Raw genomic sequence first — 20,694 nt, forward strand, 5'->3', positions numbered from 1 at the left:
CGGCTTCGCTCCGGGGCGGGCTCAGTCCTCGGCGGTGACGAGGCGGGCGGTGACGGTCGTGCGTCCCGTGCGGAAGAAGTGCGGGAAGCGGGCGCGGGCGGTGAGGGCGGCGAGGCATCCGGCGGCGAGCGAGCCGGCGCCGAGCAGGAAGACACCACCGACACCGTGGAACGAGGTGCTGCCGTACGCGGGGTCGACCATGTCGTACGCGCTGCGGGCGAAGGCCGCGAGCATGAGCAGGCCTCCGGTGAGCGGCAGGACGCCGCGGAGCAGCAGGGAGCGCGGTGAGTCGCGCAGGCGCTTGCGGAAGTACCAGACGCAGGCGAGGGCGGTGGTGCCGTAGTAGCAGGCGATGAGCAGCCCGATGCAGAGGATGGCGTCGCCGAGGAAGTGGCGGGAGACGAGGGAGAGCACCACGAGCAGGGCCGCCGTGGCGGAGCCGAAGAAGACCGTGCCGAAGGCGGGGGTGCGGTACCGGGGGTGCACGCGGGCGAAGGCGGCGGGCAGTGCGCCGTGCGTGGCCATGGAGAGGGTGCCGCGGGGGCTGCTGACGAGACAGGTGAGCAGGGCGGAGGCGGCGGAGACGCAGACGGCGAGTTCCATCACCTTGGCGAGGGCGGGGCCGAGGACGGGAGGGGCGAGGGCGGCGAGGACGTCGGTGGCGTTGTCGGGGTTGCCGAGCCCGGTGCCCCCGGTGCCGGTCCCGGCGAAGGAGAGGGCGGCGAACGCGGTGAAGAGGTAGGTGCCCAGCAGGACCAGGGTGGAGATGACGGCGGCCTGGCCGGGGACGCGGTCGCTGTCGCGGGTCTCCTCGTTGGTGGTGATCAGGGCGTCCCAGCCCCAGTAGATGAAGAGGCAGAGCAGGACGGCCTGCGCGAAGGGGCCGAACCCGTCCACCGCGAACGGGTCGAGCCAGCTCAGGGAGGGGCGCGCGGCGCCGTCGCGGGCGAGGGCGGCGGCCCCGAAGCCGGCGAGGGCGAGCAGCTGGAGTCCGAGCAGGACGTACTGGACGCCTGCCGCGACGCGCAGCCCCCGGCGGGCGACCGTGGTGAGGGTGGCGATGAGCAGGACGGCGACGCCGGTCACGGCGGCGGTGTCGTCGGCCGCGCCGTCGAGGCCGAGGAAGCCGAGCAGATAGCCGGCGCTCACCTGCGCGAGGGCGGCCATGGCGATGAGCGTGGCGGTCTGCGGCACCCAGCCGCCGGCGAGCCAGCCCGGGCCGGGGCCGAAGGCACGGGTGTTCCAGACGAAGGTCGTGCCGCAGTCGGGCATCTCGCGGTTGAGCTCGCGGAAGGCGAAGGCGGTGAGCAGGACCGGCACGAAGCCGAGGAGGAGCGCGGCCGGGGCGAGCTCGCCGACGACCAGGGCGACGAAGCCGAGGGTGACGGTGATGCTGTAGGCCGGAGCGACGGAGGACAGGCCGAGTGCGACGGAGGAGAGCAGGCCGAGGGAGCCGCTGCGGAGTCCCTTGTCCGTCTCACCGGGGGGCGTCGTCATGACGTACTCCTGGGGAGGGGGAGTTTTGTTAAACGCAGATTTAAGAGACGGGGGCTATGTGAGTCAAGGCCTGGGGGATATTCTCTGAATTCTTATGTAGGGGAACGAGGGAGGCGAGGGGCACGGTGGCGGCGAAGTCCACACAGGGGAAGAGGAAGGGCGGCGGCGGGAAGGAGGCCCGCAGGGCCGAGCTCGCGGAGGCGGTGCAGCGCGCCCTTCTCACGCGCGGCCTGGAAGGGCTGCGGCTGCGCGACGTCGCCGACGAGGCCGGGGTCACCCCGGCCGCGGTGCTCTACTACGGGGACCTCGACGCCCTCGTCCACGAGACCTACCAGCAGGCCATCACCCGCTACAGCCAGGACCGCGAAGCCGCCGCGGACGGCTTCGCCGACGCCCGCCTCAAGCTCAGGGCCTGCATCGACAAGGGCGTCGCGGCGGGACCGGACGACGCGCTCACCCGGCTGCTCTTCGAGTACTGGCCCCGGTGCCTGCGCGACGCCAAGGCGGCGGCCCTCGACAGTGCCCTGACGGAGCGGCAGATCTCCGTCTACGCGGAGATCCTCGTCCTGGGCAGGGCCCAGGGGCACTTCGTCCTCCAGGACCCGCCCCGGCTGATCGCCGCCAACTTCGTGGCGATGGAGGACGGTTACCAGATGGAGGTCCTGGCGGGCCGCCGCACCCGCGCCGAGGTGATCGCGGCCCTCTCGTCGTACGCCCGCGCCGTCACGGGTCATGACCCGAGCGCCGCCCTCGACGGAGGGCGTGATCCGGGCGTCGTCGGCGACCGGGTCTCGGGCGGCGACGGCGAGTCCGGCGAGCTGCGCTCGGCCCTTCAGGACGTCCGCTCGGATTCCTGGGTCGTGCGGGCGGCGGCGGGGCGCCGGCTGGCACGTGCGGCCGAGGATCCCGGAGTGGCCGGGGTGCTGCGCCGGCTGCTGCTGGACGGCCGGGACACCGCCGTCACCCGGGAGACGGCGGAAGCCCTCCTCGAACGGTGGGACGTCCACGGTCTGCGCCCGGTCCTCGCGGCGTTCGCCGACGCGGACGACAACACCGGTGACTGGCTCGCCGGCGCGATCAACGACGTGTGTCACCAGTCCGACGAGGACGCCGCACGGCTCGAAGCGCTGGCCTCCGCGCTGGTGACGGACGCCGATGCGGCGGTCGCCGCGGAGGCGAGCCGGATCCTTCGCGGACGGGACACCCGCCACTGACGCCCGATGCCGGTGGGCGAGGGGGCGGCGGTGTCCCCCGTCCCCTCAGTCCTCGCGCACCGGCTGGATGCCCGCGAGCGGGTTGAAGGCGCCCGTCAGCAGGTTGAGGGCGACCACGCCCACCACCTCCGCGATCACCCGGTCGCTCCAGCCGTGCCCCCGTACCTCGGCGACGTCCTCGTCGGACAGTGCGCCGGGTTCGGCGAGGATCCGGAGCGCCAGGCCGATCAGGGCGGCCTCGCGCGGGTCGGTCGACGTGCCCTGGCGGGCCAGTTCGATATCGATCGGCCGCACTGCGCAGCGCCCGCCGTCAGGTCCTCGGCTAGGGTGATTCGATAGGGAATGCGCCCCCCGGGGCCGGGCCGATGCGTAGGTCGATGCGTTGGAGACTCACCAGTCGTCGAGCAGGGTTCCGCAGCCGCCCCGGGCGGCCGTCGGGGACGCGGGCGTGCTCCGTGAGCTGCTGCCGATCGCCCTGTGGCGGGAGGACGCCGGGGGTCACATCGTCGAGTGGTCGCTCGCCGCCCAGGACCTTCTCGGCCACCGCCCCGAGCACGTCCTCGGACGGCTCGCCGCCCCGCTCCTCGTCCCGGACGCCAACCGCGAACTCGCCGAGCGGCTCACCCACCGGGTGCAGGCGGGCGAGACCATGGTCGGCACGCTTCCCGTCCGGCACAAGGACGGCCACACGGTCGCCATGGAGATGTGGATCGTGCCGGCCGCCGACCCGGACGGGCGGCCGGGGGCGATGCTCATCGCGGTGGAGACCTCCGAGGTCCTGCGCATGCGGGAGAACCTGGCGGCGATGGAGAGCCTCTTCACCCAGTCGCCGATCGGCCTCGCCCTCCTCGGCCCCGACCTGCGGTTCCTGCGCGTCAACGACGCCCTGGCCCGGATGAACGGGGTGGCGGCGGCCGAGCACGTGGGCCGCCGTCTCACCCAGGTCGTGCCGGGCGTCAACGCCGACTCGCTCGAAGCCCTGATGCGGCAGGTCCTGGAGAGCGGCCACGCCGTCGTCGACGCCCGGCGGGTCGGCCGTACCCCCGCCGACCCCGAACGCGACCACATCTGGTCCTGCTCGTACGCCCCGCTGATCGACCGCACGGACCGGCGGTCCCTGGGACTGATCGCCTCCCTCGTCGACATCACCGAGAGCCAGGAGGCGCACAGCGAGGTCGAGCTGGCCCGGCACCGCTTCGCGCTGCTCGCGGAGGCCGGTGCCCGGATCGGCACCACCCTGGACCTGAAGCAGACGGCGGAGGAGGCGGTACGTTTCCTCGTGCCGCAGCTCGCGGACTCGGCGGACGTGCAGATGCTGGAGTCCGTCCTCGAGCCGGACGACCCGGCGGCCTCCACGCGAGGGGTGCTGCGGCGCCTCGCGGCCCGCTTCCCCGACCCCACGGCCCCCACGTCGGTGCTCGTCCCGGGGCAGACCTTCCAGATCCCGCTGAACTCCGTGTACGAGCAGGCCGTGGCCCGCGGCCGTCCCACCGACCTCTACACGTCGGACATCCCGGAGCTCTTCACCGATCCGCGCACCGAGGCGCTCCGCACGTACTTCGCCACCCGCATCGGATCGGCACGGCTCGTCCCCCTGGTGGCCCGCGGCAAGGTGCTCGGCGCGGTGACGGTGACCCGGCTGCGGACCCGCGAGCCCTTCGACGCCCAGGACTGCGTCGTCATCGACGAGATCGTGGCCCGCGCCGCGCTCAACATCGACAACGCCCGGCTCTACACCACCCAGCGGGAGGCCGCCCTCACCCTCCAGCGGAGCCTCACCAACAGCGCGCTGCCCGTCGTCACCGGCCTCGAACTCACCGGCCGCTATCTGCCCGCGAGCGCCCATGACGTCGGCGGCGACTGGTTCGACGCCATCGCCCTGCCGGGTGGCAGGACGGGTCTCGTCATCGGCGACGTCATGGGACACGGCATCCACGCGGCCGCCGTGATGGGGCAGTTGCGCACGGCGGTACGGACCCTGGCCCGCCACGACATCCCGCCGGCGCGGATGCTGAGCTCCCTCGACGCCGTCGTGGCCGACCTCGGCGAGGACACGATGGCGACCTGTGTGTACGCCGTCCACGACCCGGCCACCGGCGGCTGGGTCATCGCCCGCGCCGGCCATCTGCCGCCGGCGGTCGCGACCCCGGACGGCACCGTCAGCTTCCTCGACGGACCACCGGGTACACCACTGGGCACCGGCGCCCACGACTTCGGCACGGAGGAGGTGTCCCTGCCCCCCGGCGGTCTGCTCGTGCTCTACACGGACGGTCTCATCGAGGCCCGCGACCGCGACCTCGACGAGGGGATGCGCCAGCTCGGCCGGGCGCTCCGGCACCTCGACCGTCCCCTGGACACGCTGTGCGACGAGATCCTGGGGCGGCTCCTCTCGGGACCCGCGCAGGACGACGTGGCGATGCTGCTCGCCCGTACCACCCGCTGAGTCAGCCCGCCGGGTGTTGGAGCCGGTAGAGGTCCCGGAGCAGGGCGATCTCCGCCCCGTGGTGCAGGAGCTCCTGGTTCACCCACCAGACGATCTCCACGAAGGGGTCCTCCGGGTCGCTGCCGTGCGGGTACGTGCTGTACCCGACGGTGTCGAGCGCCGTGTCGTCGGCGGACAGCAGGGCCGCCCGCCAGGCGTCGGCCGCGGTGTCGAACGCGGTGAGGGCGCTCGCGACGTCTCCGCCGGCCGGGTGGTCGTCGCGGGTCAGGCGGTGACCGCCGTTCGTGTGGTCGGCGCGCAGCGCGAGCATCTCGCTGAGGTGGCTGAGCCGCCAGGCGATCGTCGTGAACGGGGGCGGCGTGGGGTGCGGCGGCGGCGCCGTGTCCCGGCCCCAGTCGCCGACGCCCGTCAGCAGCGTGGCGCGGGGCCCCGGACCGTCGGCGCGGCGCCGGACGGACCAGCAGCCGGGCCCCGGCTCCCAGAGGTGCTCCGCGTCGGTCATCGGACCGACCTCGACGTCCGTGCCGTTCCCGCTGTCCATCACGGGGCCCGCCATGCGGTCGGTCAGCCGCCGCCGGGCGAAGTCGAACTGGTCGAGGAGGGGGACGAGCCGTGCGGGTACCGTCATGGGACTGCTCCGGAACTCTGCGGGGGACGACAGGGCGTCGGCACCCTGCCACAGGCCCGCCCCGGCCGCCCCTGAATATCGCCCGCTGCCCGCTGCCCGCTGCCCGCTGCCCGCGCCCCTGGGGCGTCGGGGCTGCGGAACGTCGGGGCGGCGACGGCGCTCAGGTCGAGCCCGCCCCCCGCCCCACCGCCTCGACCAGCGGCAGCAGCCGGTGCGCCACCCGTTCCCGCAGCGCGATCTCGGTACGGGTGCGGACCACCCCGGGCACCTGGATCAGCCGCTGGATGACGTCCTCCAGGTGCCCGGCGTCCCGGGCCACCACCCGGGTCAGCAGATCGCCGCCGCCGGTGATGGAGAAGGCCTCCACGATCTCCGGCACGGTCGCGAGCGCGTCACCGACCTCGTCCAGGTGCCCCTGCGTCACCTCGACGTGCACGAAGGCGAGCACCGGATGCCCCAGCGCGGCGGGGGAGAGGACGGGGCCGGTCGAGGTGATCACCCCGTCCCGTTCCAGCCGGTCGATCCTGGCCTGCACGGTGCCCCGCGCCACCGCCAGGATCCGCGCGTACTCCCGGACGCTCGTCCGCGGCTGCTCGATGAGCAGCCGCAGGATCCGGGTGTCGAGCTCGTCCACCGCCATGCTCCGCCGTCCTCCTCGGCCCCGGACCCGGGTCCGGCCTCGGGGCCGGGGGCCGGAACGGTCAATTCTCGTACAGAACCCGCTCCCCGTCGCCGTGGGAGTCCCCCTCGCCGTGGGAGGGAGCGCGCAGCGCGCTCTCGCCCCGCGACCAGGCGTCGACCAGGCGCCGGTCGAACCGGTCGTCGAGGAGACAGGTCGCGGCGATGCCGAAGGAGACCTCGGGCGCGAGTTCCGGTTCGTCGTCGAGGAGACCGCTCACGACGTCCCGGCGTACGACCTGCTCGTGGACGGCGTCCGCCTCCACGTGTTCGTCGTAGTACCGCTCCGCGGCCGGCCCCGCCCCGGACCGGCGCATGGCGGTGGCGAGCCGCGAGGCCGTCGGCGGCGAGGTGATCTCCAGGACGGCGAAGTGCCCCACGAGCGCCCCGCGCAGCCTCCTGTGCAGACCGAACAGCGACATCAGGTTCGAGGCCGCGAGCGTCTCGGCCCCGGCCGCGTCCACGTAGCGCCCGTACGAGGGGTCGAGCCCCAGATCGGCCATGAGGTCCGCGTAGAGCCCGGCGTGCATCCGTTCCGCCCGCCCGCGGCCGTACTCGTCGTAGGCGACCGCCACCATGGCCGCCTTGGCGCGCCCGCGCAGCCGGGGTACGACCCAGAGGTGCGGGTCCGCCTCCCGGAGCTGGGTGACGGAGCGCAGCACCGCGTGCTCGCGCAGCTGCCACGGCTCCCCCTCGGAGAGCAGGAAGTGCGAGACGCCGGTGGCCTCGGCGGGTTCCATGAGCAGGACGGCGAGCGCCTCGTCCACGTCGGGGTGATCACGGCAGTCGTGCCGCAGCGCGCTCTCGAAGCGGTGCTCGAGGAGGGCGCGCACGCCGAGCAGGCCCGCGTCCCATTCGAGGGTGTCCGGCACCCCCTCGTAGCCCTGGTAGTGCTGCTCGTAACAGAGGTGGAGGGCCAGCTGCAGATCCTCCCCGTACGGGGAGGAGCGCGCGATCGCCGCTTCGTCCGGCAGCTCCCCGGTGCCGCCTCCGAGCAGCCGTCTCCGTACGGCGTGCGACACGTCGCCGCGCGCCTCGGGCAAGGCGGGCGCGCCGGACGTGGTCTTCGTGGGCGGGTGGGCGACGGTCATGGCGTCCGGGCCTCCTCGGCCGGGCCGTCGGGCTCCGGGTCGCCCGCGTCGCCCGGCGCCCGCCCGTCCGCCTCGGCGGCCGGGGGGCGGGGCGCGCGTGCCGCGGACCTGCGGGGACCGCGCTTGAGGCGCGGGCGGTGACTCGTGTCGCAGAACGGCGCCCGCAGGCTCCGCCGACAGGTGCACAGCGCGAGGACGGGACGGTCGCAGTGGACCACCGACCCGTCCGGCATGACGATGTCCGCCGGCCCCTCCAGGAGCAGGGGCCCTTCGGGAAGGAGCTGGACGCGAGGGGCCGACGTGCGGGCCCCGGCACTTTCGGGGCCCGTGCCGACGTTCCGCCCGTCCTGTCGCGGCTCGGGGGGCACCGCGCCCTGTGTCCCCGCCCTCGGGGCCTTCCCGTCCGGGGAAGCAGACATCACACACCACCGATCGGATGGACTTCGCTGACATCGCGCGAGTGCCCGGAGCACCGCTTCCCAATCACGGCCGGCACGCGCGGATCACCACCAGCTCCTCGGTACGCGCGCCGGGGGCGATCAGCCCCTGGGCCGCGAACCAGTCGGAACGGGCCGACATCACCGGCCCGAAGGTCTCCGTACGACGCTCCACGACACGGGCCGCGAGCCCGCGCCGCCCGAGCGCCTCCAGAGTGGCGTCGACGCCCGAGAGCGACGACTGGACGAGCAGCAGCACGCCCGAGGGCGTCAGGAGCCGCGGGGCGCGGGCGCAGACCCGGTCGAGCAGCAGCCGGCCGTCGGTCCCGGCGTCCCAGCTCCGCCGCGCGCCGCGGGCGGGTGCCTCCGCGTCCTCGCACGGCACGTACGGCGGGTTCACGGTGACCAGGTCGAAGCGCTCGTGGGGCACCGGCGCGTCCAGGTCGCCGCGCAGCACCCGGATCGAGCAGCGGTGCAGCAGGGCGTTGAGCCGCGCGACGGTGATCGCGGACCGCGAGATGTCCACGGCGGTGGCCCGGGCGCCGTGCCGGGCGGCGACGACGGCGACGGCGCCGGTGCCCGTACACAGGTCGAGCGAGCGTGCTCCCGGCCGGAGCCGCTCGCGTCGTACGTGTGCCGCGAGCAGGCCGGTGTCCGTCTGGGGCGCGTACACGCCGGGGAGACGGCACATCCTCGGGACGTGCGTCATCCGCGTCGCGTCGTCCACCGGCGTAGACCCTTCCACCGGCGCGAACCCTTCCCGGCCGTCCGTCGTCACTGTCCTCATCCTCGGTCTCCTCACTCCTCAGGTCGGTCCGCGAGTACCCCTGACCCGCTCCGCCATGCGGGTCCCCGGCGACGCGGGCGGTCCGCCCATGTCCGCGACCGCCGTCCGCCGGACGGGTGCGCATGAGGTGCGTGTCGTCGGGTACGCGCGGGGCGACCGCGAGGTTGCGGTCGTGAGTGTCCGTGACGACTTCCGGGAGGCAGGGCCATGAGCAAGGTCGAGGAGACGATCGACGTGGACGTTCCGCTGCGGACGGTGTACGACCAGTGGACGCAGTTCGAGGAGTTCCCGCGTTTCATGGAGGGTGTCGAGGACGTCCGTCAGATCGACGACCGGCATCTGCACTGGCGGACGAAGGTGGCGGGGGCGACGCGCGAGTTCGACACCGAGATCGTCGACCAGCTGCCCGACCAGCGGGTCACGTGGCGCACGGTCGGGGGCGACGTCCGGCAGGTGGGGACGGTGAGTTTCCAGCAGCTGGACGCCGAGCACACGCGGGTGCGGCTGGCGATGGACGTGGAGACCGAGGGCGTGATGGAGAAGGCCGCCGACGCGATGGGTCTGCTGGACCGGCGGGTCAGGGGTGATCTGAAGCGGTTCAAGGGTTTCATCGAGGAGCGGGGCCACGAGACCGGCGGCTGGCGCGGGCGTGTCCGCCCGGCCGACGCCGATACCGCCACCGACGCCGGGCGGAGCCCGATGGGCGAGGGCCCCGGACCGGTACGGCAGGAACCCGGAGGGACGGCCGGCCCCGGTACGACGGGAACGACCGGTACGACAGGAACCCCCGGAACGACCGGGACCGCGGGAGGCGTTCGGGAGTCCTGGCCTCTCCCGTCAGGGCCGGACGAGCCCGGCTCCATCGACCGCCTCTGACCGACCGGCCGGCCAGCTGGTGGACCGGCCGGCCGGCGGCCCCGGCCCCGAAGGGATGTCCCGGACATGGACCGCGTCGCCCTCTTCGACGTCGACGGGACCCTCGTCGACTCCAACCCCCTGCACGTCGTCGCCTGGTGGGAGGCCCTGCGCCAAGAGGGACACCGCGTCCCCACGCACGCCGTCCACCGTGCGATCGGCCTGCCGGGGAAGGACCTCCTCGCGCACCTGCTCGGCCCCGACCGTGACCGCTCGCGGGACGACCTGCTCAGCGCCGCCCACGACGCCCTGTACGGGACCTGGTTCGAACGGCTCCTCGCCTTCGACGGCGCGGCGGACCTGCTGCGGAAACTGGCCGGGAACGGCTGGAAGGTCGTCCTCGTGACCTCCGCCAAGGACCGGGAACTCGCCGCGCTGCGCGGGGCCCTGGACGCGGACGACGCCATCACGGCCACCGCCACGTCCGACGACGTCGACGAGGGAAAGCCGGCCCCGGACCCGATCGAGCACGCGCTCTCCCTGGTGGAAGGGGACGCCGACGGTGCCGTGTTCGTCGGCGACAGCGTGTGGGACATGAAGGCCGCACACCGCGCCGGGGTGCTCGGCGTCGGCCTGCTGTGCGGCGGAGTCCCGCGCGGCGAGCTGACGGAGGCGGGCGCCGCCGCCGTGTACGACGACCCGGCCGACCTCCTCGCCCACCTCGGCACCGGCCCGTTCACGACCGGGCGGGAGGGCTCCGGGTAGACGCCGGACCGCCCGACCGGCCGACACTCCCGAGAGCCCGCCGAAAGGAGCGATCATGCGCGGAGCCCGGAACTCGTACTGGATGGAGTCGGCACCACCCGGGGGCATCCGTCCACCGCTGGACCGTGACCTCCGCGCCGACGTGGTCGTGGTGGGCGGCGGCATCGCCGGGCTTTGCACCGCCCGCGAACTGGCGCGCGCCGGACGGGACGTGGTCGTCCTCGAAGCCGGCCGGATCGCCGCCGGGGTGACCGGGCACACCACGGGCAAGCTGACGTCCCTGCAGGGGATGCGTTACGAAAGCCTGCGCGGTCGCCAGGGCGCGGAGGCGGCGGCCCTGTACGCCGACGCCCAGGAGAACGCCCTGCGCGACGTGGTGCGGCTCTGCGACGAACTGGGCATCGACGCGGAGCTCGAACGCCGCCCCGCGTACACGTACACCCTCGACCAGGACAACGTGGACAGGATCAGGGCCGAGGCGGCCGCCGCCTCGGCGGCGGGCCTGCGGGCCACCACGGTGACCGACACGGGGCTTCCCTACTCCGTGGCGGCCGCCGTCCGGGTGGAGGACCAACTGCAGTTCCATCCGCGCAGGTTCCTCCTCGGCCTCGCCGACGACCTCGTCGCCCACGGCGGGCGCGTCCACGAGAACACCCGCGTCACCGGCCTCCACGAAGGCACCGACTGCCGTCTCACCGTGAAGGGCGGCATCACGGTCCACGCCCGTGACGTCGTCCTCGCCACCCACTTCCCGCTCCGCTGCCACCTCACCCTGCTGGCGCGGCTCTCCCTGCAACGCGAACTCGTCGTCGCCGCCGCCGTCGAGGAACGCCACGCCCCGTACGGGATGTACCTGACAGCGGAGCACGGCACCCGGTCGGTCCGCACCGCGCCCCTGGGCGAGGGCAGGCGATTGCTGATCGTCGCCGGCGAGGGGTTCGAACCGGGCAGCGGGGGCGTACGCGCGCGGTACGCACGTCTCGAGGACTGGGCGCGCGGGCACCTGCCCGGCTTCGCCGAGGCGCCGACGGTCCACCGGTGGGCGGCCCAGGACGTCCACACCCCCGACGGGCTGCCCTGCATCGGACACGAACACCCCGACACCGAGCACGTCTACGTCGCCACAGGCTTCGGCGGATGGGGCCTCAGCAACGGGGTCGCCGCGGGCCGGCTGCTCACCGCGCACCTGACCGGCGCGCCACGTCCGGCCTGGACGGAGCTCGTCGACCCGCGGCGGAGGCTGCCCGCCCGGGAGCTCCCCGGCGTGGCACGGCACCAGTCCACCGTGGCCCGCCACTTCGTGGCGGGCCTGCGGGCCGGCCGGCGCTGTACGCACATGGGGTGCGAGCTGGGGTTCAACGACGCGGAGCAGACGTGGGAGTGCCCCTGCCACGGCTCCCGCTTCGCCCACGACGGCACGGTGCTCCAGGGCCCGGCCACCCGCCCCCTCAAGAAATGACCGCCGGCGGAGGCGAGGACACCGACGGGACGAGGACGCCACGGGGACGAGAGACCCCGGCGGGGGCAAGGACGCCGACGGGACAAGGACGGAGGGACACGATGAGCACCGGAGAGAGCGAGTACCGGATCGCCCGGCTGAGAGACCGGCTCGCGCGCGAGGAGGTGGCCGAGCTCGGTGTGCGGATCGAGGTGCGCGGGGCGGTCGTCCTCCTGACGGGCACCGTCCCCACGGCCGACCGCCGTGACGAGATCCTGCGGATCGCCGAGGAGGAACTCGCCGACATCCCGGTCCGCGCGGACCTCCAGACCGTCTGCGCGGATCCCCCCGACCGACCCGAGGAGCTGCTGTGACCTTCCCGACCTCCCCCGGCAAGCAGAACGGCGCCGTGGTCCGGGTGGCCGCGGTGGGTGACATCCACCTGGGCCCCGACTGTCACGGCCTGCTGCGTCCCTCCTTCGAGACCCTGCCCGGGTGCGCGGACGTCCTCCTCCTCGCCGGCGACCTCACCCGCCACGGCACGGTCGCCGAGGCGGAGGTCGTGGCCGAGGAGGTACGCGACCTGGGCGTCCCCGTGGTCGCCGTGCTCGGTAACCACGACTACCACTCCGAGCAGGAGACGGACGTCGCCCGCGTCCTCACCGACGCGGGCGTCACCGTCCTGGAGGGCGAGAGCGTCGTCCTGCCGGTGGCCGGGGGACACGTGGGCATCGCGGGGGCGAAGGGGTTCTGCGGCGGGTTCGCGGGCCGCAGCGCCGGTGAGTTCGGCGAACGCGAGATGAAGGACTTCGTCCTCGCGACCCGCCGGGGCGCCGACGGCCTGCGCAGGGCCCTCGCCGAGCTGGCCGCCGACGGCTGCGGGGCACGGATCGCCCTCACCCACTTCTCGCCCGTGCCCGACACGCTCGCCGGCGAACCGGTGGAGATCTACCCCTTCCTCGGCAGCTACCTCCTCGCGGAGGCCATCGACGAGTCCGGCGCCGACCTCGCGGTGCACGGCCACGCCCACCTGGGCACGGAACACGGCATGACGGCCGCGGGGGTACGCGTCCGGAACGTCGCCCAGCCCGTCATCCGCAGGGCGTTCGCCCTCTACCACCTGCCGCTCGCCCCGGCCGCGACGGGCCCCGGGCGTACGGAACCCGTGCCGGAGGCGGCCGCTGCGACGCGCACGCCCGGCTGAGGCCGCGCGCGCTCGCCCGCTCCCGCCCGGCTCCGGCCGAGGCCGCCCCCGTTCCCGCCCGCGGAGGCCCGTATGTTTCCGGCGGCGGGGACGGGCAAGACGTGGGGAGGACCCGAACGGCCGCTCCCCACCGGGGGGGCGGCCGCCGACGCGCGCCGTACGGCCAAGGAGGAACGATGGACCGGTCACGTGCCCCGGTGCTGGAGCAGGCGATGCTGCCGCGCGACGCGTTCTTCGCCGAGGCGGAACACGTGCCGGCGGAGCGCGCGGGGGGCCGCGTCGCGGCCGAGCTGATCACCCCGTACCCGCCCGGCGTGCCCGTGATCGCACCGGGCGAGGTCATCACGGACGAGGTCGTGGACTACCTGCGCAGCGGCGTCGACCACGGGATGCCCATCCCGGACGCGGCCGACGCCTCCGTCCGCACGCTCCGCGTCGTGGCCCGCGCGGAGGCGACCGGGTGAACGCGCGGGGAACCGTCCGCGGGGCCGTCGTCCAGCCGTGGCATGCTCGTCCCATGACGGCCGAAGGAGCGCGAGCCCCCGCCCTCACGGCGCCCACGGTCCAGTCCATGGTCCAGGAGATCCTCGACGGCCTCCCCGGCTCGGCGGTCTTCCTCGTGCCGCTCGTCGGGGCGGACGGCGCCGTCGAGGACTTCCAGGTCGCCGCGGCCTCGCCCGACGCGCTCGACGTCGAGGGCCGCAGGGGCACGGAACTGGTGGGACTCAGCGTCCTGGAGACGTATCCGGGCGTGCGGGACACCGACCTGTGGCGCGGATACCTCGGAACCCTGGAGAGCGGAGTCCGCTACGACGGCGAGCCGTTCGAGTACGAGGAGACGCTCGCCGGAACCCTTCGCCGTTCCCGTTTCGCCGTCCGTGCGGCGGCCTGCCCGGGAGGTCTCGTCGTCTCCTGGGTACGCCTCGGCGGCGAGGAACGCGAGCAGCGACGGCTGGAGGTCGTGCAGCGCCTGGGGGACATGGGCTGGGCGAACTGGGACCTCGTGCAGAACACCGTCTCCTGGTCGGAACAGGCCTACGGCGTCGTCGGCCGGGATCCGTCCCTCGGCCCGCTGACACTGGACGAGCTGCCCGGCCACGCCGTGGCCGAGGACCTCGCCGCGCTGGGTGCGGGCGTCCGGCGCCTCCTCGGGGACGGACGGCCCGTCGACCACACCTTCCGCGTCACCACGGACGGCGGCGACGTCCGGCACGTCCGGCTCGTCGCGGAGGCGGAGACGGACGTCCACGGCATCCCGATCGAGGTCCACGGCTTCTTCCAGGACGTCACCGCCTGGGCGCTCGCCGAGGAGCGACTGCTCGGACACGAGCGGACCGTCCTGGCGCAGCAGGGCAGGCTGGCGGCCGAACGCGCCCTCGCGGCCCGGCTCCAGCACGCCCTGCTGCCGCTTCCCCAGCAGTCGCTGTGTCTGGCGGGCCTCACCGTCGACGTCGCCTACCTGCCCCACCAGGAGGGCCTCAACGTCGGAGGGGACTGGTACAGCGCCATCGAACTCCCCGACGGCAGCGCGCTGCTCGTCGTCGGCGACGTGGCGGGTCACGGGCTCGACGCCGTGGCCACGATGGCCCAGCTGCGCTTCACCGCCAAGGGCATGGCGATCACCGGAACGCCGCTCGCCACGATCCTCGCCCGGCTGAACACGCTCCTGTGGCACAGCGCGGAGCGGGCCTTCAACACCGCCACGGTGATCATGGCGTGTTACGAGCCCGCCACGGAACTCCTCACCTGGGTGCAGGCCGGCCATCTGCCGCCCCTGCTGCTGCGCGGGGGCGAGGCCCGCTATCTGACCTCGCCCACCGGCGTCCTGCTCGGCGCCACGACCGCGGCGCGGTACGACTCGTCGACGATCCGTCTGCTGCCCGGGGACCAGCTGCTGTTCTTCACGGACGGTCTGGTCGAGGCGCCGGGGCAGCTCCTCGACGAGGGTCTCGCCCGGCTCGCCCGTACGGCGGCCGGACACAGCGGCGACGAACGCCTCCTGGACGACGTCCTCGACGCACTCGTCGACCCGGACACCCGGCGCGACGACATCTGCGTGATGCACATCAGCGTCTGAAGAATCCGAAGCGTCCGAACGGCTCCGGCCGGGCGGGTGGCGGCGTCCTCGGGCGTCCTCAGCCAGGACGTCCGCCGGACCGCCCGGCCCGGGACCCCGCGTACGCGGCCGCCCGCAGCGTACGGAGGCGGTCGACGGGACGGAATCCGGGCAGGCAGTTCTCGTACGGGTCGAACGCGCGCCCGCTCCGGGAGGCCTCCTCCCGGAGGAGGGTGAGCCGGGCCAGGGGCCACCAGCCGGTCGCCGCCCCGACCCCGAGTTCGAACGCCACGGACCGGCCGGCCGGCGCGGCCCCCATCGCGCCGGGGTCGGCGGGCACCCGCGCGGTCCCCGGCACCGGGAACGCGGCCACCACGCCCCGGTGGTCGCCGACGACGTAGTCCAGGAGCGTGCTGTAGGGGCCGGCGGTGGCGGACCGGCGCGGCAGCGGCAGGTGCCGGGTCCACCGGCCGTGTCCGCTGCTGGTGAGGAGCAGCTCCAGAGCACGGCCCGGCCCGTCGGCGTCCTCCACCCGCAGCGCGAGGCCGAGACCGTCGGGCAGCGGCCGGGGCAGCCCGGCGGCCCGGGACCACCGCGCCGTCACCCGGTACGCCCCCGGCCGGTCGAGCCACGGCACGTCCCAGCGGATCCGGTGGTCGGGCACGACGAGGCGGCCGGCCAGCACCACCCCGTGGGGATGCAGGGCGGGCCGGGCGCCCCGCCGCCGGGCGACGGTCCGTGCCGTACGGAAGGCGAGGAGGTCGAGGTGGCCCGGGTGGGGGTGATCCAGGTGCGCGCGGGACGTCCCGCGGCCCATACGCATGCGGCCCGTACTCATGTCCCGCCGCCTACCCCGGCGACGCCGGTTGACTCGCCCCCGGCGCGCCTGGTCCCCGCCGGCCGGTCTCCCGCACCCGGTCCTCCGTATGAACGGGCGTGGCCAGGGCATCCGCACGGCAGGACGTGACCGGACCGAGGAGGCGGCGATGCCCCGTCCATCGACAGTGGCGCGAGCGCAGGGACTGTTCAACCTGGTGGGCGGCGTGTGGCCGCTGGTCTCGCTGCGCACGTTCGAACGGGTCTACGGACCCAAGACCGACGACTGGCTGCAGAGGACGAGCGGCGCCCTGCTGGCCTCGGCGGGCATCAGCATGCTGCCGGCCGGACCGGGCCCCGAGGGCGTGCGTCACGCACGCCGTGTCGGTGTCGGCACGGCGGTGACGTTCCTCGCCATCGACCTGGTGTACGTACCGCGCCGGCGGATCCCCGCGACGTACCTGATGGACGCGGCCAAGGAGACGGCGTGGCTGGTGGCCTGGTGCAAGGCGGGCCGCGTGGGCGACGGACGGGTGCGTGGACTCCGGCGTGCGGGGTGACGCGACCGGCCGCTCCGGCCTCCAGGTCCTCTACGCGAACCTCGTCTCCGACCTCGCCGTCGACCTGGACGAGCGGGAGGTGCTCGGCGCCTGGGCGGAACAGGCGCCCCGCGAGGTGTGGCTGCTGCGCCCGGGCGACGTCCTCGTGACACCGGTGCCGGTCGGTGAGGCGTTCCTGGCGTACGCCTGCGCCCTGACCGGCGTCCCCCGGGAGTCGGTGACGGTGCTCCACCTGCCGGAGGCCTTCGTGTCGGCGGGCGCGCGCGGCCCGCACCGAGCGGCCGTCGAGGCGGTGCGCGGGGCGTCCGCGGGCCGCTCCGTGGCCGCGGTCCTCCCCACGGCCCTGGACACCGCGGCGGTCGGCCTGGCGCGCGGGCTCGGCGTCCCCGTCGCCCCGTACGCCTCGGCGGAGGCGGCCGCGGCCGCCCTCGAGGTGACCCGGCTGCTCAACACGAAGGCCGGGTTCCGGCGGGTGGCGGGGGCGCTGGGCATGCGGCTGCCGGACGGCCGCGTCAGCCGTCGTGCCGGGGTGGCGTCCGCCGTCGGGGAACTGCTCGGCTCGCACGGACGGGTCGTGGTCAAACCCGACCGGTCGGCGGGCGGCCACGGTCTGCTCTTCCTCCCGACGGCGGCCCCCTGGGTCCCCGGCGACCTTCCCCCGGTGGGCGGGACGGAGGGGCTGTGGGTGGTCGAGGAGCGGATCGAGGTGACGCGGTCGGTGAGCATCCAGATGGAGACGGGGCCGGCCGGGACCAGGCCGCTGTTCAGCGGCGAGATGAGGACCGTGGACGGCTGCTTCACGGGCTATCTGTCGCCCCTGACCTCCGGGGCGGAGATCGGGGCGACGCTGGAGTCGTGGGGGTGCGCGCTGGGCCGCTTCCTCGCGGAGCACGGGTACGCGGGGCCTTTCGCCATCGACGCGATGGTGTCGGCCGACGGCGAGGTCTTCGCGGGCGAGAGCAACGTGCGGCGTACGGCCACGACCACCCCGCACGCCATGGCGGCCCGCCTCACCGCCGGGAGCGGAGCCGGGGCCGGGACCAGAGCCGGGGCCGGGACCAGAGCCGGGGCCGGAGTCGGGGCCGGACCGGGTTCGCCGAGCTGGGCGACGGGCAGGCTGCGGGCCCCCGCGCCGTATTCCTTCGGCTTCGGCGAGGCCGTGGAGCGGCTGCGTACCGGCCGGATCGCCTTCGACCCCGCGCGCGGCGAAGGCGTCGTCCTGTACGCGGGGGCGCCGCCGGACGGACTGACCTGGCGTTACGCGGTGATCGCGGAGAACCGTGCCGGCGTGGCGCGGTACGAGGAGCTGCTGCGGTCCGCCTGGTCCGGTGTTCCGTGAGGGAGCCGTCAGCGCACGGCGGTCGGCAGGTCTCCGAGGAACGCGGCGAGCGTCCGGATCCCGAGCCGGAGGGCCCGGAGCTCGGCCCTCTCGTCCGGGCCGTGCCGGCGGTCCCCCGGCAGCCCCGTACCGAAGAAGAGCACGGGGGCGTCGCAGGCGCGGGCCAGTTGCGCGGCGGGGGCGGCGCCGCCGTTGCCGATGAGCCGGGCCGGGGAGCCGTAGGCGTGGCCGACCGCGCGGGTGAGCGCGGCGAGCGCGGGGTCGTCGGGAGGCGTCCGGTACGGGTCGGAGAGGGTCGGGGAGACGCTCAGGTCGTAGGCGAAGCCGGGGTGCCGCCCGCCCGCCGGCCTCCCACGAGCCACGGCCCGGGGAGGCCGGAGCGCTCCCCGGACCGCGGGTGGTCACGCCGGGGTCAGCCCCAGGCCGGCCGCCAGTCGGGCGCGGTGCCGGGCCGGCGGGCCGAAGAGCTGGGCCGAGCCGTGCGCGCGCTTGAAGTAGCGGTGGGCGTCGTGCTCCCACGTGATGCCGATGCCGCCGTGCAGCTGGATCATCTCGCCCGCCACCGTCGAGAACGCCTCCGAGCAGGCCGACTTGGCGGCCGCCGCGAGCCGGGGCAGCTCCGGTGAATCCGCCGCGGCCGCGAAGGAGGCGCCGAGCGCGGCCGAGCGCGCCGCTTCCACCAGCACGTACGCGTCCGCGAGCCGGTGCTTGACGGCCTGGAAGGAGCCGATGGGCCGGCCGAACTGGACGCGTTCCCCGACGTAGGCGACCGTGCGTTCGAGACAGCGGGAGGCGGCGCCGACCTGTTCGGCGGCGAGCGCCGCGCAGGCCAGGTCCAGTACGTGCCGCAGTACCCGGTCGCCGTCCCCCTCCGCTCCGACGAGCCGGCCCTCCGCCGCCGTGAGCGTCACGCGCGCCTGCGCGCGGCCGGTGTCCATCGTCACCACCGCCGCGCGGTCCACGCCGGCGCCGTCCCCGGGAACCTCGAAGAGCGAGACCCCCGCCGCCGTGCGGGCGGCCACGAGCAGGAGCCCGGCTCCCGCTCCGTCCAGGACGTGGTCCTTGACGCCGGTGACCCGCCAGGTCCCGCCGGGCCCGGGGACGGCCCCGGCCCGTACGTCCGACGGGTCCCACGAACCGCGCTCGGCCCACGCCAGGGTCCCCACCAGGGCACCCGAGGCCAGTTCCGGCAACAGCCGCGCGCACGCCGCCCCGTCGCCCGAGGCGAGCAGCGCCCGTACCGCGAGCACCGCGGAGCCGAGACAGGGGACGGGGCTCAGCTCGCGCCCCAGTTCCTCCATCACCACATGGACCTCCACGGCCCCGCAGCCCGCGCCGCCGTACTCCTCGGGGACCGCGAGTCCCGCGACGCCGATCTGCCCGGTCAGCGGCCCCCAGGCCGCCCCGCCCGGGTGGCGTCCGAGCAACGCCCGTACAGCGGAACGCAGTTCTTCCTGTTCCTCCGTCAGCCTCACGCCTCTGCTCCTTTCGGTCCTGGGCGGGTACGGGGCCGCTCGCCCGACGCCCGCGGGTCCTCCTCCGACAGGTCCCGGCCCCGGGTCTCGGCGATGCGCCGGACGGCCAGCGCGGTCACGAGCCCGCACACGACGGCGAGCACCGCCAGCGGAGCGCTCCGGGCGCCGTCGGAGAGCAGGACGCCGGCGAGCAGCGGGGTGAACCCGCCCCCGATCAACGCGGCCAGCTGGTAGCCGAGGGACGCGCCGGTGTAGCGGACGCGGGTGCCGAACATCTCGGACAGCAGGGGCCCGAGCGGCGCGTACATCGCCGACTGCGCCACCTGGCCGATGACCATGCCGAGGACCAGCAGGGCGGGGGACCGGGTGTCGACCAGGGTGTAGACCGGGAAGGCGAGCAGGACGGCGCCCGCCGCGCCGCCCGTCACGACGGCGCGGCGGCCGACGCGGTCGGAGAGCGCGGAGAAGAGCGGAATGGTCACGAGGCCCGCGACCGAGGTGAAGAGGAGGCCGGTCATCACCTCGGAGGTGGCGTAGCCGATGGTCGTGGCGTAGGTGAGCATGTACGTGCTGATCAGCGCGGTCAGGGCGAAGGGGCCGATGCCCACGGCACAGGCGAGGACCAGGTTCCGGGGCCTGCGCAGCACCTGCGCGAGCGGCACGCCGGGCGACACGTCGCCGGTGTCTCCGGTCCGCTCGGCCGCCTGCCGGAACAGCGGGCTCTCCGTGATGGTGAGGCGCACGTACAGACCGATGCCGAGGAGCACCGCGCTGAACAGGAACGGGACGCGCCACCCCCAGGCCAGGAAGTCCTCACGGGGAAGCAGCGAGGTGAGCGTCACCGCAAGCGTGGAGAGCAGGAAGCCGATCGGTGACCCCATCTGCATCACACCGCTCCACAGCCCGCGCCGCTCCGGGGCGGCGTGCTCGACGACCATGAGCGTCGCGCCGGCCCACTCCCCGCCGATGGCGATGCCCTGGACGAGGCGGAACAGCACAAGCAGGACGGGAGCGGCGACGCCGATGGTCCCGTACGTCGGAAGGACACCGATCAGGAAGCTCGCCACGCCCATGAGGACCATCGTCAGGACGAGCATGGACTTGCGGCCGAGCCGGTCGCCGAAGTGCCCGAAGACGGCTCCGCCGAGCGGCCGCGACACGTATCCGGCGGCCAGGGTCCCGAACGCGGCGATCGTGCCGACGGTGGGGTCGGACTCGGGGAAGAACAACCGGCCGAGGACGAGGGCGGCCATGGTGCCGTAGAGGAGGAAGTCGTAGTACTCGATGACGGTGCCGAGCAGGCTCGACAGCGCCACCCTGCGCAACAGGGCGGGGTCCGTGGGTCTCTCGGGGGTGTGCGGGGACGGTGCGGGGGACATGGCTGACTCCCGGGTGCGGTGGGGATGTCGGG

21 protein-coding genes and 1 pseudogene are annotated in these 20,694 nt (G+C 74.5%); 11 read left to right on the forward strand and 11 right to left on the reverse strand.

What is annotated here, in order from left to right:
* Nucleotides 1-21 precede the first annotated feature (21 nt).
* Nucleotides 22-1,497 (reverse strand): APC family permease, encoded by a 1,476-nt coding sequence (locus ACFWUY_RS29740; protein ID WP_384116551.1) that lies wholly within the window; start codon nt 1,495-1,497, stop codon nt 22-24.
* Between the two features lie 125 nt (nt 1,498-1,622).
* On the opposite strand from ACFWUY_RS29740, the gene ACFWUY_RS29745 reads away from it, so the two are divergent.
* The gene (locus ACFWUY_RS29745; protein WP_384116554.1) at nt 1,623-2,711 is read left to right on the forward strand and encodes a TetR/AcrR family transcriptional regulator; all 1,089 of its coding nucleotides are present in this window, start codon (nt 1,623-1,625) and stop codon (nt 2,709-2,711) included.
* 45 nt (nt 2,712-2,756) lie between these two features.
* Here ACFWUY_RS29745 and ACFWUY_RS29750 read toward each other — a convergent pair whose 3' ends face one another.
* Complete coding sequence (locus ACFWUY_RS29750; RefSeq protein WP_384116557.1) at nt 2,757-3,005, reverse strand: hypothetical protein; 249 nt, start codon at nt 3,003-3,005, stop codon at nt 2,757-2,759.
* An 88-nt stretch (nt 3,006-3,093) separates the two neighbouring features.
* Between ACFWUY_RS29750 and ACFWUY_RS29755 the strand changes: the two genes are divergently transcribed.
* The gene (locus ACFWUY_RS29755) at nt 3,094-5,154 is read left to right on the forward strand and encodes a SpoIIE family protein phosphatase (RefSeq protein ID WP_384116560.1); all 2,061 of its coding nucleotides are present in this window, start codon (nt 3,094-3,096) and stop codon (nt 5,152-5,154) included.
* A gap of 1 nt (nt 5,155) precedes the next feature.
* On the opposite strand, the gene ACFWUY_RS29760 is transcribed toward ACFWUY_RS29755, so the two are convergent.
* The 5 genes from ACFWUY_RS29760 to ACFWUY_RS29780 all read right to left on the reverse strand — a co-directional run bounded on the left by ACFWUY_RS29760 (nt 5,156) and on the right by ACFWUY_RS29780 (nt 8,775).
* On the reverse strand, nt 5,156-5,782 hold the full coding sequence (locus ACFWUY_RS29760) for a DinB family protein (protein ID WP_384116562.1): 627 nt from the start codon (nt 5,780-5,782) through the stop codon (nt 5,156-5,158).
* 160 nt (nt 5,783-5,942) lie between these two features.
* The gene (locus ACFWUY_RS29765) at nt 5,943-6,422 is read right to left on the reverse strand and encodes an Lrp/AsnC family transcriptional regulator (protein WP_384116565.1); all 480 of its coding nucleotides are present in this window, start codon (nt 6,420-6,422) and stop codon (nt 5,943-5,945) included.
* Nucleotides 6,423-6,483: 61 nt separating this feature from the next.
* Nucleotides 6,484-7,551 (reverse strand): iron-containing redox enzyme family protein, encoded by a 1,068-nt coding sequence (locus ACFWUY_RS29770; RefSeq protein ID WP_384116568.1) that lies wholly within the window; start codon nt 7,549-7,551, stop codon nt 6,484-6,486.
* Complete coding sequence (locus ACFWUY_RS29775) at nt 7,548-7,919, reverse strand: CDGSH iron-sulfur domain-containing protein (protein WP_384116571.1); 372 nt, start codon at nt 7,917-7,919, stop codon at nt 7,548-7,550. Before ACFWUY_RS29775 ends, ACFWUY_RS29770 begins: the two co-directional genes overlap by 4 nt.
* A 115-nt stretch (nt 7,920-8,034) precedes the next feature.
* Nucleotides 8,035-8,775, reverse strand: a complete 741-nt coding sequence (locus tag ACFWUY_RS29780; protein WP_384116573.1) for a HemK2/MTQ2 family protein methyltransferase — start codon at nt 8,773-8,775, stop codon at nt 8,035-8,037.
* Between the two features lie 207 nt (nt 8,776-8,982).
* Here ACFWUY_RS29780 and ACFWUY_RS29785 point away from each other — a divergent pair, with 207 nt between their 5' ends.
* From ACFWUY_RS29785 to ACFWUY_RS29815, 7 genes and pseudogenes are all read left to right on the forward strand, one after another.
* Nucleotides 8,983-9,651: an SRPBCC family protein gene (locus ACFWUY_RS29785; RefSeq protein ID WP_384116576.1), complete on the forward strand. Its 669-nt coding sequence runs from the start codon at nt 8,983-8,985 to the stop codon at nt 9,649-9,651.
* 66 nt (nt 9,652-9,717) lie between these two features.
* Complete coding sequence (locus tag ACFWUY_RS29790) at nt 9,718-10,395, forward strand: HAD family hydrolase (RefSeq protein ID WP_384116578.1); 678 nt, start codon at nt 9,718-9,720, stop codon at nt 10,393-10,395.
* Nucleotides 10,396-10,450: 55 nt separating this feature from the next.
* On the forward strand, nt 10,451-11,854 hold the full coding sequence (locus ACFWUY_RS29795) for an FAD-dependent oxidoreductase (protein WP_384116581.1): 1,404 nt from the start codon (nt 10,451-10,453) through the stop codon (nt 11,852-11,854).
* Between the two features lie 101 nt (nt 11,855-11,955).
* The gene (locus ACFWUY_RS29800; protein ID WP_384116583.1) at nt 11,956-12,207 is read left to right on the forward strand and encodes a BON domain-containing protein; all 252 of its coding nucleotides are present in this window, start codon (nt 11,956-11,958) and stop codon (nt 12,205-12,207) included.
* A gap of 35 nt (nt 12,208-12,242) precedes the next feature.
* Nucleotides 12,243-13,037 (forward strand): metallophosphoesterase, encoded by a 795-nt coding sequence (locus ACFWUY_RS29805; protein WP_384116625.1) that lies wholly within the window; start codon nt 12,243-12,245, stop codon nt 13,035-13,037.
* Nucleotides 13,038-13,237: 200 nt separating this feature from the next.
* Nucleotides 13,238-13,501 (forward strand): annotated as a pseudogene (locus tag ACFWUY_RS29810) (ornithine decarboxylase); the annotation flags it as partial.
* 53 nt (nt 13,502-13,554) lie between these two features.
* Complete coding sequence (locus ACFWUY_RS29815; RefSeq protein WP_384116585.1) at nt 13,555-15,114, forward strand: PP2C family protein-serine/threonine phosphatase; 1,560 nt, start codon at nt 13,555-13,557, stop codon at nt 15,112-15,114.
* A gap of 58 nt (nt 15,115-15,172) precedes the next feature.
* Here the strand turns inward: ACFWUY_RS29815 and ACFWUY_RS29820 are convergent, their stop codons facing one another.
* A complete protein-coding gene (locus tag ACFWUY_RS29820; RefSeq protein ID WP_384116588.1) occupies nt 15,173-15,916 on the reverse strand; it encodes a phosphodiesterase in 744 nt (247 codons plus the stop codon).
* Nucleotides 15,917-16,079: 163 nt separating this feature from the next.
* Between ACFWUY_RS29820 and ACFWUY_RS29825 the strand changes: the two genes are divergently transcribed.
* Together ACFWUY_RS29825 and ACFWUY_RS29830 are read left to right on the forward strand one after the other, a co-directional pair.
* On the forward strand, nt 16,080-16,469 hold the full coding sequence (locus tag ACFWUY_RS29825) for a hypothetical protein (RefSeq protein ID WP_384116590.1): 390 nt from the start codon (nt 16,080-16,082) through the stop codon (nt 16,467-16,469).
* Nucleotides 16,447-17,808: a peptide ligase PGM1-related protein gene (locus ACFWUY_RS29830; RefSeq protein ID WP_384116593.1), complete on the forward strand. Its 1,362-nt coding sequence runs from the start codon at nt 16,447-16,449 to the stop codon at nt 17,806-17,808. The genes ACFWUY_RS29825 and ACFWUY_RS29830 overlap by 23 nt, the downstream gene beginning before the upstream one ends.
* An 8-nt stretch (nt 17,809-17,816) precedes the next feature.
* Here ACFWUY_RS29830 and ACFWUY_RS29835 read toward each other — a convergent pair whose 3' ends face one another.
* Genes ACFWUY_RS29835 through ACFWUY_RS29845 form a run of 3 tightly spaced genes read right to left on the reverse strand, consistent with a single transcriptional unit; the run spans nt 17,817 to nt 20,662 of the window.
* Nucleotides 17,817-18,170, reverse strand: coding sequence for a M20/M25/M40 family metallo-hydrolase (locus tag ACFWUY_RS29835; RefSeq protein ID WP_384116596.1), 354 nt, complete (start codon nt 18,168-18,170; stop codon nt 17,817-17,819).
* Nucleotides 18,171-18,209: 39 nt separating this feature from the next.
* Nucleotides 18,210-19,283 carry an acyl-CoA dehydrogenase family protein gene (locus ACFWUY_RS29840; RefSeq protein ID WP_384116598.1) on the reverse strand — a complete coding sequence of 358 codons (1,074 nt, stop codon included), beginning with the start codon at nt 19,281-19,283 and terminating at the stop codon, nt 18,210-18,212.
* A complete protein-coding gene (locus ACFWUY_RS29845; RefSeq protein ID WP_384116600.1) occupies nt 19,280-20,662 on the reverse strand; it encodes an MFS transporter in 1,383 nt (460 codons plus the stop codon). The genes ACFWUY_RS29840 and ACFWUY_RS29845 overlap by 4 nt, the downstream gene beginning before the upstream one ends.
* Nucleotides 20,663-20,694 lie beyond the last annotated feature (32 nt).

It is taken from the genome of Streptomyces sp. NPDC058664, assembly GCF_042716635.1.
Taxonomy (GTDB): domain Bacteria; phylum Actinomycetota; class Actinomycetes; order Streptomycetales; family Streptomycetaceae; genus Streptomyces.

Coding starts and splice junctions, on each gene's coding strand:
- ACFWUY_RS29740 (WP_384116551.1), bottom strand. CDS start 1,497: ATGACGACGCCCCCCGGTGAGACGGACAAGGGACTCCGCAGCGGCTCC.
- ACFWUY_RS29760 (WP_384116562.1), bottom strand. CDS start 5,782: ATGACGGTACCCGCACGGCTCGTCCCCCTCCTCGACCAGTTCGACTTC.
- ACFWUY_RS29765 (WP_384116565.1), bottom strand. CDS start 6,422: ATGGCGGTGGACGAGCTCGACACCCGGATCCTGCGGCTGCTCATCGAG.
- ACFWUY_RS29770 (WP_384116568.1), bottom strand. CDS start 7,551: ATGACCGTCGCCCACCCGCCCACGAAGACCACGTCCGGCGCGCCCGCC.
- ACFWUY_RS29780 (WP_384116573.1), bottom strand. CDS start 8,775: ATGAGGACAGTGACGACGGACGGCCGGGAAGGGTTCGCGCCGGTGGAA.
- ACFWUY_RS29785 (WP_384116576.1), top strand. CDS start 8,983: ATGAGCAAGGTCGAGGAGACGATCGACGTGGACGTTCCGCTGCGGACG.
- ACFWUY_RS29790 (WP_384116578.1), top strand. CDS start 9,718: ATGGACCGCGTCGCCCTCTTCGACGTCGACGGGACCCTCGTCGACTCC.
- ACFWUY_RS29795 (WP_384116581.1), top strand. CDS start 10,451: ATGCGCGGAGCCCGGAACTCGTACTGGATGGAGTCGGCACCACCCGGG.
- ACFWUY_RS29800 (WP_384116583.1), top strand. CDS start 11,956: ATGAGCACCGGAGAGAGCGAGTACCGGATCGCCCGGCTGAGAGACCGG.
- ACFWUY_RS29815 (WP_384116585.1), top strand. CDS start 13,555: ATGACGGCCGAAGGAGCGCGAGCCCCCGCCCTCACGGCGCCCACGGTC.
- ACFWUY_RS29820 (WP_384116588.1), bottom strand. CDS start 15,916: ATGCGTATGGGCCGCGGGACGTCCCGCGCGCACCTGGATCACCCCCAC.
- ACFWUY_RS29825 (WP_384116590.1), top strand. CDS start 16,080: ATGCCCCGTCCATCGACAGTGGCGCGAGCGCAGGGACTGTTCAACCTG.
- ACFWUY_RS29845 (WP_384116600.1), bottom strand. CDS start 20,662: ATGTCCCCCGCACCGTCCCCGCACACCCCCGAGAGACCCACGGACCCC.